The sequence below is a fragment of the Microbacterium sp. NPDC078814 genome (genome assembly GCF_040702645.1).
Classification (GTDB): domain Bacteria; phylum Actinomycetota; class Actinomycetes; order Actinomycetales; family Microbacteriaceae; genus Microbacterium.
Genome location: NZ_JBFBLT010000009.1, coordinates 60,497 through 76,411 on the forward strand (window position 1 = coordinate 60,497; position 15,915 = coordinate 76,411).

11 protein-coding genes are annotated in these 15,915 nt (G+C 65.1%); 4 read left to right on the forward strand and 7 right to left on the reverse strand.

What is annotated here, in order from left to right; all coding sequences use genetic code 11:
• Positions 1-6 precede the first annotated feature (6 nt).
• Positions 7-804: a hypothetical protein gene (locus tag AB0300_RS15895; protein WP_366216391.1), complete on the reverse strand. Its 798-nt coding sequence runs from the start codon at positions 802-804 to the stop codon at positions 7-9.
• 503 nt (positions 805-1,307) lie between these two features.
• Entirely contained in the window at positions 1,308-1,826 is a 519-nt protein-coding gene (locus AB0300_RS15900) for a DUF4188 domain-containing protein (RefSeq protein WP_366216392.1), read from the reverse strand.
• Positions 1,827-1,896: 70 nt separating this feature from the next.
• On the opposite strand from AB0300_RS15900, the gene AB0300_RS15905 reads away from it, so the two are divergent.
• Positions 1,897-2,511 (forward strand): MerR family transcriptional regulator, encoded by a 615-nt coding sequence (locus tag AB0300_RS15905; protein WP_366216393.1) that lies wholly within the window; start codon positions 1,897-1,899, stop codon positions 2,509-2,511.
• 61 nt (positions 2,512-2,572) lie between these two features.
• On the opposite strand, the gene AB0300_RS15910 is transcribed toward AB0300_RS15905, so the two are convergent.
• Positions 2,573-3,043 (reverse strand): hypothetical protein, encoded by a 471-nt coding sequence (locus AB0300_RS15910; protein WP_366216394.1) that lies wholly within the window; start codon positions 3,041-3,043, stop codon positions 2,573-2,575.
• 328 nt (positions 3,044-3,371) lie between these two features.
• Between AB0300_RS15910 and AB0300_RS15915 the strand changes: the two genes are divergently transcribed.
• Genes AB0300_RS15915 through AB0300_RS15925 form a run of 3 tightly spaced genes read left to right on the forward strand, consistent with a single transcriptional unit; the run spans position 3,372 to position 9,255 of the window.
• On the forward strand, positions 3,372-6,089 hold the full coding sequence (locus tag AB0300_RS15915) for a DNA methyltransferase (protein ID WP_366216395.1): 2,718 nt from the start codon (positions 3,372-3,374) through the stop codon (positions 6,087-6,089).
• The gene (locus AB0300_RS15920) at positions 6,086-8,071 is read left to right on the forward strand and encodes a DEAD/DEAH box helicase (RefSeq protein WP_366216396.1); all 1,986 of its coding nucleotides are present in this window, start codon (positions 6,086-6,088) and stop codon (positions 8,069-8,071) included. The genes AB0300_RS15915 and AB0300_RS15920 overlap by 4 nt, the downstream gene beginning before the upstream one ends.
• Positions 8,068-9,255 (forward strand): GIY-YIG nuclease family protein, encoded by a 1,188-nt coding sequence (locus AB0300_RS15925; protein WP_366216397.1) that lies wholly within the window; start codon positions 8,068-8,070, stop codon positions 9,253-9,255. The genes AB0300_RS15920 and AB0300_RS15925 overlap by 4 nt, the downstream gene beginning before the upstream one ends.
• A gap of 47 nt (positions 9,256-9,302) precedes the next feature.
• Here the strand turns inward: AB0300_RS15925 and AB0300_RS15930 are convergent, their stop codons facing one another.
• The 4 genes from AB0300_RS15930 to AB0300_RS15945 are packed head-to-tail and all read right to left on the reverse strand — an operon-like array spanning position 9,303 to position 15,802.
• Complete coding sequence (locus tag AB0300_RS15930) at positions 9,303-12,356, reverse strand: DEAD/DEAH box helicase (protein WP_366216398.1); 3,054 nt, start codon at positions 12,354-12,356, stop codon at positions 9,303-9,305.
• Positions 12,353-14,128: a phospholipase D family protein gene (locus AB0300_RS15935; protein ID WP_366216399.1), complete on the reverse strand. Its 1,776-nt coding sequence runs from the start codon at positions 14,126-14,128 to the stop codon at positions 12,353-12,355. The genes AB0300_RS15930 and AB0300_RS15935 overlap by 4 nt, the downstream gene beginning before the upstream one ends.
• Positions 14,121-15,296: a DUF6361 family protein gene (locus AB0300_RS15940; protein ID WP_366216400.1), complete on the reverse strand. Its 1,176-nt coding sequence runs from the start codon at positions 15,294-15,296 to the stop codon at positions 14,121-14,123. The genes AB0300_RS15935 and AB0300_RS15940 overlap by 8 nt, the downstream gene beginning before the upstream one ends.
• Positions 15,296-15,802 carry an HNH endonuclease gene (locus tag AB0300_RS15945; RefSeq protein ID WP_366216401.1) on the reverse strand — a complete coding sequence of 169 codons (507 nt, stop codon included), beginning with the start codon at positions 15,800-15,802 and terminating at the stop codon, positions 15,296-15,298. Before AB0300_RS15945 ends, AB0300_RS15940 begins: the two co-directional genes overlap by 1 nt.
• Positions 15,803-15,915: the final 113 nt, after the last annotated feature.

Below are 15,915 nucleotides of genomic sequence, written 5' to 3' on the forward strand. Positions count from 1 at the left end.
CATCCCTCATCTGCAGGGACCTCCTCGGTACGTGTCGACCCACCACACCAAGCCCGGAACCACATACGGCTGGGTGGCAGTGACCTGGACACAGCGTTTCGGGCTGGACTTCTGGGCGACGCTTGCGTTCCACCAAATGGTCCCGCCGGCGATCACGCACACGGGCGCCATAGCACCGCACCCGATGGATGCGATCAACCCTGCGCCTCCGGAGGCGATGGTCGCCGTCTCCGCACGGTTGAATCTCACTCGGTACTGGAAGAAGTTGGGGCGGTCGAACGTCGGGTCCGCGACGATCGGATACGTATAGTTGCCGCTGCGGTGCTCGACGACCTGAACCAGCGTCGATCCGGAGGCCTCGTATCGTGTCGGCACGTCGATACCGTCCGCATCCCGTGCCCAGGGCGTCGCGACGTCGGCGACGATCTTCTCAATCGAAGTGGTCACGCCCGTGTCCGGGTCGGTGACCTCTTCCGTCGTATACGCGATCGCGCTCCCGTCGTGCTGGATCTCGACCGTGACCCCTCCGCCGAAGTCGTACTCGAAGCGCTCGGTCTGCGAGGCATCGCTGATGATCGTGCTCGCCCGGATCTTCTCCTCGCCGGCGATGACGTTGATCGATGGCGTGTTCGCGTCGCCGAGATAGGTCACTGACCCGTCCTCTCCGACGGTCGCGTCATCAAGGTGGCCAGCGCCGGGAAGCGACACGGACATCGTTTCTTCGCCGTCGGACGAGCGGACGGAGACTCCGTCGTCCGGCGCCGCGGCAATCGTGGCCGTTCCGTCGCCATCGAGGGTGGCCACGATCTGCCCGGAACTCTCGCTCGTCTGGGTGGCGGTGATGGGGGCCGGCTCGACCTCCGCGACCAGGGCGGTGATCTCCTCGGTCGTGAGGTCGGTTCCGTCCGCACCGGTATCTGCGGAGGCGGCTGGGACGGCCGCGAGGGATGACGAGCCGAGGATCGCAGCGGTGAGCAGGCTGGCGAGTCTGAGATGGTTGCGCACGTTCTCTCCGATCAGATCAACTGCCCGCCTGTGACCAATTCAAGACCTCATGCAAGGACGTATGCAATATATTCGAGGAGCCCGCCGCGGAGCAGGCGGAGCGCTAGGCTCCAGGCATGGATGCGTCGCTCTTCAGCTGGACCGGGTTCGCCATCACCGCAGCGGTCGCCGTCGTGATCCTCGTGCTCGCGTTCCTGCTCGTGCGCGCGGTATCGCGAGTGATCGCGCGACGTCGGAGTTGTGGCCGGGGGCGCGTGCCATCCGCACCTCGACGACCGTCTGGGAGCTGAGTGCGACCTGCCTCACGCCGTTGGCTCGTTCGCGGGCGCTGCCGTAGGGGCTGCTGTCCTTCCGTCCGTGAACCGCGCCTGCGCGCGGTCATGGCGTCGCGGTACGGGAACGTGCTCCGTCGCGGCGGCGAGGCCCATGCGCTTCGTCGAGACGTACACGCTCTCGGCGGTGTCGACGAGGAACGTCTCGTGCCACACGCCGACCGCTCCCGGAGCCTTGCGGGCGGCGCGGTTGAAGGCCGTCCATGCCGGATGATGCTGCTGGTCCGGGTTGGAGGCATAGGCGTAGAGCTTGTCGACGGACGACCAGAACTGCACGACGTAGGGTCCGCCCGATCCGAGGAGAAGCTGGTAGCCGAGGAGGCCGGAGTCGGGCTCGGTGCTGAGCTCGCGGAGCATGCGCGGCATGGCGACGAACGCCGGCATCCACAGGTCGGGGCGCCACCACCGGTTGATCTGCATCCCGATGTGGAACACGACGAGCTCGCCCTCGTGGCGGTGGGTCATGCGGCCCGTGACGACTTTCGACATGGCGACTCCTCGATTGGATAGCGATGCTATCGATAATGGATAGCGCTACTATCGAAGTCAAGAGGTGGCCATGAGGATTTCCGAACTGTCGGCGCAGACCGGCGTGACCGTGCCGACGATCAAGTACTACCTGCGCGAGGGGCTGCTGCCCGAGGGCGAGCGCACCTCCGCGACGCAGGCCGCGTACGGCGAGAAGCACGTGGAGCGGCTGCGGGTGATCCGGGCACTGCTCGATGCGGGGGTGAGCATCGCCGAGACGCGAAGAGTGGTCGCGGCGCTGGATAATCCGCCCGCGAACCCGCACGAGCTGCTGGGGACTGCGCACGCCGCGATCACCCCGCCGGCCGATGACGCGTTGGACCTCGCCGGCGCTGAGGCGCTCGCCGCCCAGCTCGGGTGGAAGCCCGGGATGTGCGACCCCGCGGTGCTGCATACGGTCGCGCGGGCGCTGCAGGGGCTGGAGCGCGTCGGGTTCACCGTTCCGGAGGCGGTGATGGCGGAGTACCTCGCGAGTGCGCGGCGGATCGCGGACGCGGAGATCGCGGGAGTGCCGGAGGAGTCTGCTGAGGCTGCGGTGCGGTACGTGGTGCTGGGGTCGGTGTTGGTGGAGCCGTTGTTGCTGGCGTTGCGGCGGGTGGCGCAGCAGGTGAGCTCGGGGGAGCGGTTCAGGGGCGCGGAGGACTGAATGGGAGATCTCCCGAAGGTCCGCTTCTACCGCGACTGCGAGCCGGCAACCGATCTCGCCGCTAGAACGCGCCACCGCCTGGCTCTTGGGCCACAACTCCCCGGCGAAGGGCCGCCAATCGGCGCACCTGGGGGCTCAGCTCTCGACGAAGGTCGCCGAGATACTCCGCGTAGTGATCTGGATAGGCGGCGCTGAGCTCGAGGTACCGGTTACAAGAACGAGTCATCTCCGAAAGGGGCGCTTGTAGTGAGTCCACCTGTCGAACGCGGTCGCGAGTCGCGCGAATCTCCGTGCGCATCGACGCTACGCTCGCGTTGGCCCTGGCGAAGTCTGGCGACTGCTCGGCGCCAGATATCACCGGCTCGGGTCCCTCGGCTATTGCTCGTCGACGGTGAAGCTCGCCGATGAGGGACTGAATTGCGCGCTTCTCATCGACCCGAATCTTCATCACATAGGTGATGAGTGCGATCATCACCGTGAACACAGCCCCGATGAGTGCAACGACGACGTCCGGGATGAAGGATTCCCACATGACCACACCTTGGCAGACCTTCCCGCAGATCGCACCATCGGCGGGCCAGTACACGTGGCGGACGGCATCTGGTTTGCGGAGGCGCCCGGTCACCGTAGGCCGGCTGCGCCTCTCGATCGAACGCCCGACCTGACTGCTGCTCCGATCCGCGCCGGGCGAGGGCAACCGGCTGCTCGCAGCGAGCGCCTAACGAAGCGAGTATCTCGGGTTCCGACGATCACCAATCGGTAGGATTGACGAAGGCGGGCCCCGCATCATCGGAGCGGCGGGTGGGAGCCGTGCTGTGCCGGCTACCCCAATGAGCCATGCGTGAGAGTAGGACACCCATATGGCGAGACTCAGCCTCAAGGCCGTCGAAGAGCGCGTCGTCCCTCTGGCGGGCCGCGAGACCTATGACCGAGAGTTCATTTTCGATCTGCTGCTTGCCTACGGAAAGCCCCAGGGCAACGTCACGAGGTTGCGCAACGGTTCGCTGAACATCGCTGTCGACCCCTCGACTGAGGTCGCTCAGAAGAACGTCGTCTACTTCAAGGAGACGACCGGCGACCCGCTTGAAGTCACCGAGGATCTCAAGTCGACCCCCGCGGTGGTGCGCTTCAGCACGCGGTTTGTCATCGTCACGGATTACGTCGAGCTTGTCGCCCACGACATCAAGACGAATGAAACAATCGGTTTCCCGATCCGCGAGATCGACCAGCACTTCACCTTTTTCCTGCCGTGGGCCGGCATGGAGAAGGCACAGTACGTCGCTGAGTCTCATGCCGACGTCAAGGCCGCCGAGCGTATGGGCAAGCTCTTCGACGAACTCCTGCAGGGCAACCCCGGCATCTTCGACGACGAGCGCGGTCGTCATTCGCTCAACATCTTCTTCACCCGTCTGCTGTTCTGTTTCTTCGCCGAGGACACGGGCATCTTCGGCGACAACCAGTTCACGAACGCGATCGGATCCCAAACCCAGTCCGACGGCTCTGACCTCGCTGAGTTCCTGACCGACCTGTTCAAGGCACTCGATACAGAGAACGCGGCTGACAAGCCCAAGCACCTCGCCGAGTTCCCCTACGTGAACGGCCGGTTGTTCACCGTCAAGGACGATCAGGTCGTGCCGCGCTTCACGAAGCAGGCGCGAGACGAGCTCATCGCCTCAGGCACGCTCATCTGGCGCGACATCAATCCCGACATCTTCGGCTCGATGTTCCAGGCGATCGTGACGCCAGGCAAGCGCAGCGACCTCGGGCAGCACTACACCTCGGTGCCGAACATTCTGAAGACGATCGAACCGCTCTTCCTTGATGACCTGAAGACCGAGCTCAACGAAGCTCAAGACAGCGAGCGGCGGCTGATGCGTCTGCTGGACCGCATCACGGATATCAAGGTGTTCGACCCTGCGTGTGGGTCGGGCAACTTCCTCGTTATCGCATACAAGGAGCTTCGCAAGCTCGAGCACGCGATCCTTGAGCGGCTCGCCGAGCTGAGTTCCTCGCACCAGGTGCTCTGGGCGGACTCGAAGATCAGCATCGAGAACTTCTACGGCATCGAGATCGACGACTTTGCCGTCGAGGTGGCAATCCTCTCGCTGTGGATCGCGAAGCACCAGATGAACCGGGAGTTCCGCGAGAAGTTCCGCGTCGAGATCCCGCTGATCCCGCTGAAGGAGATGGGACAGATCAAGGCCGGCAACGCGACGCGGTTGGACTGGGACGAGGTCTGCCCCAATGACGGAGATGCGGAGATCTACCTGATCGGGAACCCGCCGTATGTCGGGTCGACTATGCAGTCAAAATCGCAGAAAGCCGATTTTGAAGTAGCGCTCGGGCGCGCCTACCCCAAGAAGCTCGACTATGTAGCTATCTGGTTCATTAAGGGCGCGGATTACATTGAGGCAACTCGAGCAGAGCTGGCATTCGTCACGACAAATTCGGTAGCGCAAGGTGAACACGTAGGACTCATGTTCCCCGCGATTTTCGACAAGGGTGTCGAGATCGGGTACGCCTACACGTCGTTCAAATGGGAGAACAACGCCAAGCGTAACGCTGGCGTGACTGTCGCCGTTATTTCTCTTCGGGCTGCTCGTCCGGGACAGAAGTTCATTTTCACCGATGGGCTTCAGATCGAAGCCAAAAACATCAACGGGTACCTAGCGGACGCGCCGACCATCTATCTGTATCGAAGATCGCGGGCACTGAGCTCGACGCTTCCGAGAATGATCTACGGGTCGAAGCCTTCCGACGGTGGGAACTTGATACTCGATGCAGGTGAAATGAAGGACCTGCTAGATCGCGACCCAACATCCGCAAAGTTCATCAAGCGATACATGGGTTCCGCTGAGTACATCAACGGGCTGTCTCGTTGGTGTCTCGTGATACCGGATAACGCCGTCCCCGGGGCTCGGTTAAATCCCGAGTTGGCCCGAAGGCTTGACCGAGTGGCTGAATACCGGCGGCAATCTACTGAAAAGTCGACCCGCGATGTAGCTGATTCTCCAAATCGTTTTTACTTTTTTGGCTACAAACCGACCGAGTCGATCATCGTACCTTCAGTCTCTTCAGTGCGTCGCGAGTACATCCCAATCGGATACATGGACTCTGACACTGTGATTTCAAATCTCGCGTATGCGGTTTACGATGCCGAGCCATGGTCGTTCGCCCTACTGACGTCTCGCAGTCACATGGCCTGGACACGTGCCGTGGGGGGCAGAATGAAGACGGACTATCGGTACTCGAACCTTATCGTCTACAACAACTTCCCGGTTCCGCCTCTGTCGGAGGCGATGAAGGAGAAGCTGACGGTCGCCGCTCTGCGTGTGCTGGACGTGCGCGAGTACCACTGCGAGCAGACGCTCGCCGAACTCTACGACCCGGACAAGATGCCGCAGGATCTGCGGGACGCTCATGCGACGGTCGATGCGCTGGTCGACTCGATCTATTCGAAGAAGCCGTACGAGACGGACGAGCAGCGTCTGTCAGACCTGTTTGCGCTGTACGAGCGTATGACTGCTGAGGAGGCCGCGACGGCCCCGGCGAAGAAGACCCGGAGGACTGCACATTGAACGCGATCAATAAGCCCGTGAACATCGTCGACGTCACGTACGCGCAGACGAAGGCGTCGGTGAACACCGACGCGCTGGGAATGCGCGAGATGCAGCAGCGCGTCTTCGAGCAGCGCGGCGCCCAGCACCTGCTGGTGAAAGCCCCGCCGGCATCGGGCAAGTCCCGCGCGCTGATGTTCGTGGCGCTGGACAAGCTCTACAACCAGGGCCGCAAGAAGGTCATCGTCGCGGTGCCGGAGCGTTCGATCGGTGCGTCGTTCGCGTCAACACCGCTGACCAAGCACGGCTTCTGGGCTGACTGGGAGATCAAGGACGAGCACAACTTGTGTGACGCGGGCTCGTCGGCGGGCAAGGTTGACGCGTTCGTCAAGTTCCTCGATGGACCCGACACCGCGCTCGTGTGCACCCACGCGACGCTGCGCTTCGCATTCGAGAAGCTGGCCCCGGAGTCGTTCAACGGCACGGTGCTGGCGATCGACGAGTTCCATCACGTCTCTGCCGACACGGAGACGTCACGATTGGGAGCCCTGCTCCGCGAAGTGATGAACGGATCGGACGTTCACATCGTGGCGATGACGGGCTCGTACTTCCGCGGCGACTCGGTGCCGGTGCTGTCACCTGAGGACGAAGCGAAGTTCACGCCGGTCACGTTCAACTACTACGACCAGCTCAACGGCTACGAGTACCTGCAGTCGCTCGGCATCGGGCATCACTTCTACCAGGGACGGTACACCGACGCGATCCACGAGGTGCTCGACCTCGACAAGAAGACGATCGTGCACATCCCGAGCGTGAACTCCGGCGAGTCCACGAAGGACAAGATCGAGGAAGTCGGCCGCATCATCGACGCGATCGGCCACGTTGAATCGACCGATCCCGACACGGGCATCATCACCGTGCGTCGCGGAGACACCGGTGAGATCGTGCGGGTCGCGGACCTCGTCGACGACACCGATCAGAAGAAGCGTGGCGATACGCTGCATTATCTGTCTCACACCGCGTCGAAGGAGCGTGACGGCGTCGACATCATCGTCGCGCTGGGCATGGCGAAGGAGGGCTTCGACTGGCCGTTCGCCGAGCACGCCCTGACGGTCGGCTACCGGGCGTCACTCACCGAAGTGATCCAGATCATCGGTCGAGTCACCCGCGACAGTCCTGGCAAGTCGCACGCTCAGTTCACGAACCTCATCGCCGAGCCCGACGCCTCGCAGGGCGAGATCAAGGTGTCGGTGAACAACATGCTGAAGGCGATCACAGCCTCGTTGCTCATGGAGCAGGTGCTCGCACCGAACTTCAACTTCAAGACGAAGAAGTTCGATGATGAGCCCGCAAAGAGGGGCGAGTTGAAGATCAAGGGCTTTAAGGAGCCCTCTAGTGATCGCGTGAAGCAGATCGTCGCGACGGACCTGAATGACCTGAAGGCGACGATCCTGCAGGACGACACCTTCGCCCGGGCAGCCGCGGGCTCCGTCGACGCAGAAACGACCAACAAGGTACTGATTCCGAAGATCATCCGGGAGAAGTACCCCGACCTCACCGAGGAGCAGGTCGAGGAAGTTCGTCAGCAAGTCGTCGTTGACTCGGTGATCAAGAACGGCGAAGTCCGCGCAGTCGGTGACAAGCGGTTCATCAAGATGGCCGAGAAGTTCGTGAACATCGACGAGCTGAACATCAACCTCATCGACTCGGTGAACCCGTTCCAGCGGGCGTTCGAGGTGCTGTCGAAGTCGGTTACGCCGTCGGTGCTGCGCTTGATCCAAGACACGATCACCTCGACGAAAATCGAGTTCTCGGAGGAGGAGGCGCTGGCACTTTACCCGAAGATCAAGACCTGGGTGCAGGTCAACGGCAAGCGCCCCGATCTGCGCTCGGATGATCCTGCGGAGAAGCGCATGGCCGCGGCGCTGCTGTTCTTGCAGAGGCTGAAGCGGAATCGCGAGGCCGAGAAGGCGGCAGCGACAGAGATGGGGGAGCCGTCGTGACTCCGATCGATTTCACGTTCAACGAGAACGCGGTCCTCACAATCGACGACATCCTCGACGAGGAGCTGCTAAACGCCCCGGAGAAGCCGAAGAAGATCACGTCATCCGACCGCCTGGAGCGCGCCTTTCTCGAGATCGTCGAGTTCCGGCGTAGTAAGGGGCGGGTGCCCAGCTCACAGACGCGTGAGATCGCCGAGCGCAAGCTCGGTGCGCGGTTGGACGGCTTTCTCGCCAACGAGGCGAAAGCTGAAGCGGTGAAGCACCTCGACGAGTTCGGCCTGCTCGAAGCACCTGCAGCGCCAGCGTCGCTCGATGAGCTGCTCGAGAGCGACGATCTCGACGATTTGCTGGGCGATGACGCGGGGATCCTCGACGTGTCTGGCTTGCCGGTGATCAAGCGGCCAGAGTCCGCCGAGTCAGTCGCACAGCGCGTGAAGGCTAAGGACTTTGAACAGTTTGAGCCGCTGTTCAAAGCGAAGCACGCAGAGCTCGCCGATGGAACTTTCACGCTGAAGCCCTTCACCGGTATGGACCTGATCCGGGAGGGTGTGTTCTTCGTCCTCAACGGCGTGATGTGCTTCGTCGCCGAGGTCGGCGAGAAGGTCGACCTTGTCATCGGCGGCGAATCCCGCAAGAAGCAACGCCTGCGCTTGGTGTTCGAGAACGGCACCGAATCCGCGATGTACGACAAAAGCCTCCAAACCCGCATGTATGAGACACAGGGGCAGGTCCTGGCGCGCACCGGGCACGACGCCAGCGACATTCTTGATGCGGACGTCGAAAGCGGCCACATATACGTGCTGCAATCACTCAGTACCGATCCGCTCATCGCCAACATCAAGGACCTCCACAAGATCGGCTTCTCAACCACGAGTGTCGAACAACGGGTCAAGAGCGCGGCAACGTCGCCGACGTACCTGATGGCACCGGTGAAGATCGTTGCGGATTACCGGGTGTACAACCTCAAGGCATCAGCGCTTGAGAACCTGCTGCATCGGGTATTCGCCGATGTCCGCCTCGACCTGACGCAGACCGACCGGAAGGGACGCGACTACGACCCGTCCGAGTGGTTCGTCGTTCCGCGCGATGTTATAAACGAGGCCGTAGCGATGATCATGTCCGGTGAGATCGTCGACTACGGCTACGACAAGGTGCAGCAGAAGCTGGTGCGACTTCCTGAGTAAGCCCGGAGCCCCTTCCCCCGTGGTTCAAACCAAATCCTGCCTCGGGATCATCGTGTAACCCAAGCGTGCGTGGTCGGTGGCCGCAAATCGATCGCCCCCGCCGTAAGGTCGCGTTCCTCGCCACCCTGCGTCATCAACCGCAGCATGTCCTCCTGTCGGGGTTGCCCGAGGGTGAGGCGGTACAGGGTCAAGGCGTCCAGCAACCGCTCGTACTTCTCGTGATCCCTGCTCAACGTGAACGAGGCAACACGCCGGTGGATCCGGGCGTCGCCTTCGTAGACCCACCACGGCGCGAACTGTCCCAGCCGCTCGGTCTCGGGTGACGCGCGCGCGGCAGTGAACGCGGCGTCCCACGCCCCGTCCGTCGAGGACAGCACGTCCTCCCAGTGGGCGGCGGCGACGTTCTTGCGCACGGCATGGCCCATGAACCGGTGCACCCGGCCTTCGCGCTGCTCGAAGTCGACGGGGTTCGACGGCAGGTTCCAGTGCACGACGGCGTGGCTCCACCAGTGGAAGTCGATCCCCTCCTGACCGATGCTCGTCGATGCCAGCACGAACGGGGCGAAGGGGCTGTTGAATGCGGCTCGCACTTCGCTCTGACGCGCCGCGACCTTCTCATCGGCGTCCGTGCCGGTGCCGCCGTAGCGCACGGCGAACCTCGTCGGGAACGGGATCTGCGCACGCTCGGCAGTCGCCTCGTGCCCGCGCAGCGTCGCCGCGTTGGTCCGCACCGCCGACGCCGCACTCGTCGCGACCTTCCACAGTCCGTCGTCGTCGAGCAGCCGGCCGCCGAGGTCGCTGCGCAATTGGTGCACGTACTCGTCGATGACCGCCTGCAGGTTCCCGTCCGCGCAGTAGTCCAGCACGGCGCGCCAGTAGTGCGCACCCGGGGCACCCACCGTGTCGAGGAGAGCCGCGGCATCCGGCCGGGCGAACAGCGAACGCAGACCGAGCGACAGCACCCACGCCGCATGCCACACACCCGCCTCCGTTGCATCCGCCGACGCGGCACCGCGCAACGCCCGATACGCGATCGACCCCGGAGCGTGCGCGCCGAATCGGGCCAGGTCACGGTGTGCACGGGGGCCCTGATCCATCGCTTCGACCGCCGCCCGTACATAGTCCGCGAAACGGCCAGACCGCGCATCCAGCACCCGCAGGACCGACAGGGCGTTCAGGCCGGCCGGCACGGCGCCGGGTGTTGCGAAGAATGCATGCGACGGCTCGGCCGCATCATCGTCGGTGGCCGCGCTCGCCGTGAACCCCTCCGCATCGACGAGCCCCCCGGCCGCACGAGCCGCCCGCAGCGGATCCCACGACTCGGCCAGAGCTGAATGCGGCCAGAACAGTGCGAGCGAGTTCATCTGCGTCGGCCGCCCCGTCTCGCCGATCGCCCAGGTCAGACGGCTGCTCGTCGAGTCGGTCGACAGGTCCGAACCCGCATACGCGTGGCGAGCGGCTTCGTGGCTGAGCAGACCAGCGACCGCGGTCGGCACACCGTTCCACGCCGAGAACACGACGTGCTTCGTGACATCCCCCACACTCGAGAAGACCGGACCCGGCCGGAAGTACGGCATCGACGGCGGCATCCAGAGCAGCTTCCACCACCCGCGTCCGATCGTGTCGGCGGCCAGCGAGCGCAGCATCCCGTTGCCGAGATCGAGCTCCTCCCGCGCACTCACGTCGTCCCGCATCAGCCCTCTAGTCGCAGCCAGCAACTCGCGGACCGTGACATCGTCACGCTCCAACGCCTCCCGCACGCTGCTTCCCGACTTGTACGTGTCCATGAACGAGGCGAAGTACGGGATCGACTTCCACTGCTCCAGATCCACCCGCGCTCCGAGGTGCGTGCCGAGCCGATGCAGCGCCGCCCAGTCGGAGATCTCCACCGCCGTCGGCACCCCGCCGTCGAGTGGACGGTCAACCACCATGTCCTGGTTGCGCGCGAGCGGCGGCCGCTCCGACCGCGACAGGTACGGAAGCAGTACCTCCCGCACCCGGCGAGCGGATTCTGTCGCGTCGCCGCCGGTGATCATGGCGAGACGGTGCGCGTCGAGCACGTCCTTGACCGACCTGACGCGGACGGCGTCGTCGTCGGTGAGGAACTCGATGAGCTTGAGGAAATCGGCGTGGTGGTCCTCCCCGACCTCAGCCTGAGTCGTGTATGGCTTGAAGGGCGTCGCCGAGAGAAGCAGGACCTTGGCGCCCTCGGCGTTGAAGAGGTCGTGGGCGAGCTCACCGCCCTCGGTCGTCGGATCGAGGAGCGGGCGGAAGCGCTGGAACTCATCGAGGATGACCAGATCGGGTTGCAGCGCATCCACCCCTGCACGTGCCAGATGACGACGCAGCTTCGCGACAAGCTCCATCACTTCGTGCCACAGTCGACCGCGGGTCGGGCGATCGCCCAGGACACGGACCTCCTCGCGGAGCTCGAGGAACCGCGCCCACAGGTCGTCCCCGACGATCGCCTCCTGGTACCGCCTGGCGATCTCGGGATCGGCGCCGTCCTCACCCAGGCGGTCCCGCGTCCACTGCACCCGCCCCGCGAAGTTTCTCGCCGACTGCACAGCCCCTTGGAAGAGCCAGCGCGTCGGCTCGTCCTCGTCCACGCCGAGTGCATCCTCCGCCAGGACACACAGCAGCGCCCGCTCGTCGCCGTTGCCCGAGCGCCAGCCGCCCTCCTTGAACGACGTGCCTGGGGTGAAAGAGACGAGGTTCACCTTCTTGCGGCTCGTGTCGTCGGGGGCAGCGAGCTTGCGGCTCTCCCGCGCCAACAGCGTGAGCCTCGTTGCCATCGCGAGGTGCTTGTCGCCGGTGACGTTCAGACGCTGCAGGTTCTGGTTGGCGAGGTCGGCGTTGCTGCAGATGTACACGATGTCGATGCGCTTCACCGCGTCGACGTCGTTCAACTCCTGGATGGCCCTGGCGATTATCCCCCGCGCGATCACGCTCTTGCCCAACCCGGTCTCGTCGGCGACGAGGAACCGCCCGCTGCCGTTCGCGCGCCCTGACCCGTAGAAACGGTCGATCACATGCTCTACCGCGTCCTGCTGGAAGCCCTTGAGCCCGCGCATCACCGCGTCGACGTCGAGACCCGTCATCGTTCCACACCCGCCGCTTCCGTGACTGCCGCCCACACCTCGGCGAAGCCCGGCGGCAGAGCGTTGCCGCGCGCATCCTCCGGCACGTGCCGAAGCACCCGCTCCACGTCCACGAGCCCCGACCGGTTCGTGGCCGACGCCCGCACGAGAAGCTCCAACAGTCCGGCGCCGTTCTCCGCGACCCCCGCACCGAACACCGAGGAGAACGCGCCCCCGCCCCCGCCGGTGCCGATCGACGTGAGGATCCCGTCTTGCAGCATGAGCCGTATGAAACGCGCCACCGCCCCGGGCTCAGTGAGGTGAGCGGCGACGATCGCGTCGCCCCGGCCCGGCACGTCGTCGAGCAGGTCCGCGACCACCAGGGTTTCGCGTCGGCGGCCGTCGCCGTCCGTCAGTGCGATCACCACGAACGGAGTGATCTGCTCCAGGCGCAGGGCCGTGGACTCGTAGGGGGCGTCTGCGTTCGGCAGAGGCCCGGGGATCGGATCCGGCTGAGACAGCATCCGCCAGCTCAGCGTGAACCGGTCGTCCACCACCTGCGCGCCCTCCGCCCACACCGTGACCGTGTACTCGCCCCCCGCGTTCACCCGAAGCACGACGCGGGCGCGGGCGGCCTCCCGCAGTGCGCTCTCCAGCCGATGGTCGGCCTCGTCCTCCTGGCTGCTCTTGGCGCCGCCCGCGGTCGTGTACTCCTCGATCAGCGGAGCAAGCGACCCGAGCACTGCTTCGACCCCGAGGTGCGACTTCGGCCCCTCGGCCTCGACCATCACCTCGACGTTGTTCGACCAGGCTGGCCCAGTGGCGTTCGCCGACCCCACGAGCAGTGTCGACTGCTTGTGCGCGTGGTCGTGCACCACGATCTTCGCGTGCAGCCCCCGCAGCTCTCCGGCAGCGACCGCCGAGGTCTCGGCGTCGGCGAGCGCCTGATCCACCATCTCGTCGAGCACGCGCAGCGAGAGTCCCTGCAGCGTCTCGGGCTGCAACCGATCCAGCGCCTCCGGGCGGCTGAGCAGCGTCGTCTCGCCGCCCGGCCGGGACCGCAGAAGCCGGACGCCCTCATCGGTGACGAAGGGGGAGATGACGGCGGTGCGGATGCCGCCGAGACGGGGTGCCGCGTCGCTCGACGGCAGCCCGATCCCGAGGGCGTGCATCCGGACCGCGCGCACGTGGTCCGGATGCTCCCAGCGGATGCCGGCCCACGCCTCCGCCAGCCGCGCGATCCGGTCGGCGCGATCGGGGGCGAGCGCTGGGGCTGTCCGACCGTCGTCCACCAGCCAGCCCAGCAGGCCGGCCATCACGTGGTTCGAGCGCACCGTCTCCTCATCGAGATCCTCGTCGGGCCCGCCGTCGAGGGAGATCACCGCATCCCACGTGCGGTCGTTCGTGAGGTTCCGGCTGCTGCAGACGAATCGGTAGCGGCGCTCCTCGTTCCGCTCGAACTCCAGGAACCACACCTTCGGGTGGAACAGGCGGCTCCCCGGCATCCGCACCGGGTGCACCATCGGCTCGAGCACCGTGACGAGCTCGCTCGCCGTGCCGAGACCCAGGCACCCGGCCTGGGCGAACAGGTCGATGCGCTGCGTCGCCCGGCGCACGGCCCCGAGGATGCCGACCTCGTCGTCGACCTCCACCGCGCCAGCGAAAGCGAGGGGAATCGACAGGGCGGCTTCGAGGGTCATCGTGAAGCTCGTACCCACCGCGTGCGACAGGTGGAATCCAGCCGGAGGCCGGAGCAGCTCGGACAGCAGCGAGCGCGAATCGGGTTCAAGCACGAGCCAGCCCCTCGTGGATGTCGCGGGCGAACTGCCGGACGGTCGCCCAGCGGAACGTCAGCAGAGCGCTCCCCGACGCCCCCTTCCACGTCTCGAGCCGCTGCGGGTTGCCCAGACGCGTCTTCGCACCCTTGATCTTCTCCCGCTCTCGGATCATCGATCGAGCTTCCGGGAGATCGGCGATCGAGCCCGGATCGCTGCGCTGCACGAGAGTCGTCCAGCTCTGGACGAACCGCTGCGCGGCGGGTGCGACCGGGAGCCTACTGCCCCGTTCCTCCCGGAGGACGGCGAGCAGATCATCGAGACGCCACTCGTCGTAGCCCGCCGCGAGCTCCGCGGGCCACCGGGCGAGGCGATCACGGTAGTCGCCGCGGAGCTCTGCACGGTCCGCTTCCTCGGCGAGGAGCAGGTTGTAGAGCAGTTGCGCGCCGTGGAGGATCGTCGCGAAATGCTGCGCATGGCGCAGGACCCTTGCAGCCCGTTGCGGTGCTCGGGTCGCGACCGCGTCCTCCCACGGAGCCCGGCGGTCGTCCTCCGGCCGATGCTGCACGAGATGCGCCAGAAGAGTGCCGGGTGCGTGCTCGAGCACGCGATCCCGCAGCCAGCTCGCCTCATCGGCGGTCAGCGCGAACCCGTCAGCCACCCCGTCGGGGAACCCTTTCGGGATCGGTGGGGCCGACCAGAGGGAGGTGGACGTCGTCAGGCCGTCGTCGTCGACGTGCACGTGGGGGTTCGACGCCTCGAACGCCTCCGCACGGCTCGCCGGCCGGGTGAGGATGCCGTACCGCTGCAGCATCGACCAATACACCGAGGACGGCAGGGTCTGCAGGTCCCGGCCGGCACGCTCGCCGAGCAGACCGTCCGCATCCGGCGAGAACCGCAGGGTCTCGATCAGCTCCAGCTCGGTCGCATCGGGCTGGGGCGTGCCACCCTTCCCTCGTGACCTCGACTGTGCGGCGTACTGGAAGCACCACGGCACGAACAGCAGATAGCGGGCGCGGGTGTGCAGGGTTGACGTGCCAGGGGACAGGGCGTCGCTGATGCCGTCGCGGAGCTGCCCGATGCCCAGCTCATCTCGGCTGTCTCGTTGCGTGAACATGGCCGCGAGTTCCCGCATCCGTCGCTGCTCGTCTGCCGACACGTCGAGCCAGGTGATCACGGACGCCATTAGGTCGCCGCCTGTCTCTTGGCCTCATGGGCTTCCCGCACGCGGGTTCTGATTTCCTGCGCGTCCTGATCGGCCAGGCGCATCAGCTCCAGCAGGTGCTTGTGGTGCGCCCAGTGCCGCTGCCACAGGTCGGGGCCGACCGCCGCTTCGAAGTCGACACGAGTCGGGGATGCCTGGCGCTCGTACTCCTGTAGGCGAGCGATGCGATCTTCGATGTCAGCAACACCCCGAGATCTCGGAGAGAGTGGGGCCGTGCTGCGCATCCAGGTCAGCCAATCCTTATTGCCCTTGCTCTGGTTGCACTTGCCGCAGGCGGGTACGAGATTGTGGATCTCGGAAATGTATCCCGTCGGCCGCTGGTTGCTCACCAGAGGACGAAGATGGTCCCATTCCGTGCTGGTGTCGCCGCAGTAGCTGCAGCTCACGCGATCGAGCATGCCGAGGGTCTCGAGGGCTGCGCGAACCTCTGCCTCGGTTGGCGGGACAACAGGGATGATGCCGTTCACGAATGAGTTTGTAATGCTCGAACTCCGACCCGTAATCCGCACGGGTTTCGGCATCGCGAACGTGCTGAGGAAGGTCTTAGCGGTCAATTCGCCAGTCCTGTGCCCCGCCTCGT

Coding starts and splice junctions, on each gene's coding strand:
- AB0300_RS15900 (WP_366216392.1), bottom strand. CDS start 1,826: ATGTCGAAAGTCGTCACGGGCCGCATGACCCACCGCCACGAGGGCGAG.
- AB0300_RS15905 (WP_366216393.1), top strand. CDS start 1,897: ATGAGGATTTCCGAACTGTCGGCGCAGACCGGCGTGACCGTGCCGACG.
- AB0300_RS15910 (WP_366216394.1), bottom strand. CDS start 3,043: ATGTGGGAATCCTTCATCCCGGACGTCGTCGTTGCACTCATCGGGGCT.
- AB0300_RS15915 (WP_366216395.1), top strand. CDS start 3,372: ATGGCGAGACTCAGCCTCAAGGCCGTCGAAGAGCGCGTCGTCCCTCTG.
- AB0300_RS15930 (WP_366216398.1), bottom strand. CDS start 12,356: ATGACGGGTCTCGACGTCGACGCGGTGATGCGCGGGCTCAAGGGCTTC.
- AB0300_RS15940 (WP_366216400.1), bottom strand. CDS start 15,296: ATGGCGTCCGTGATCACCTGGCTCGACGTGTCGGCAGACGAGCAGCGA.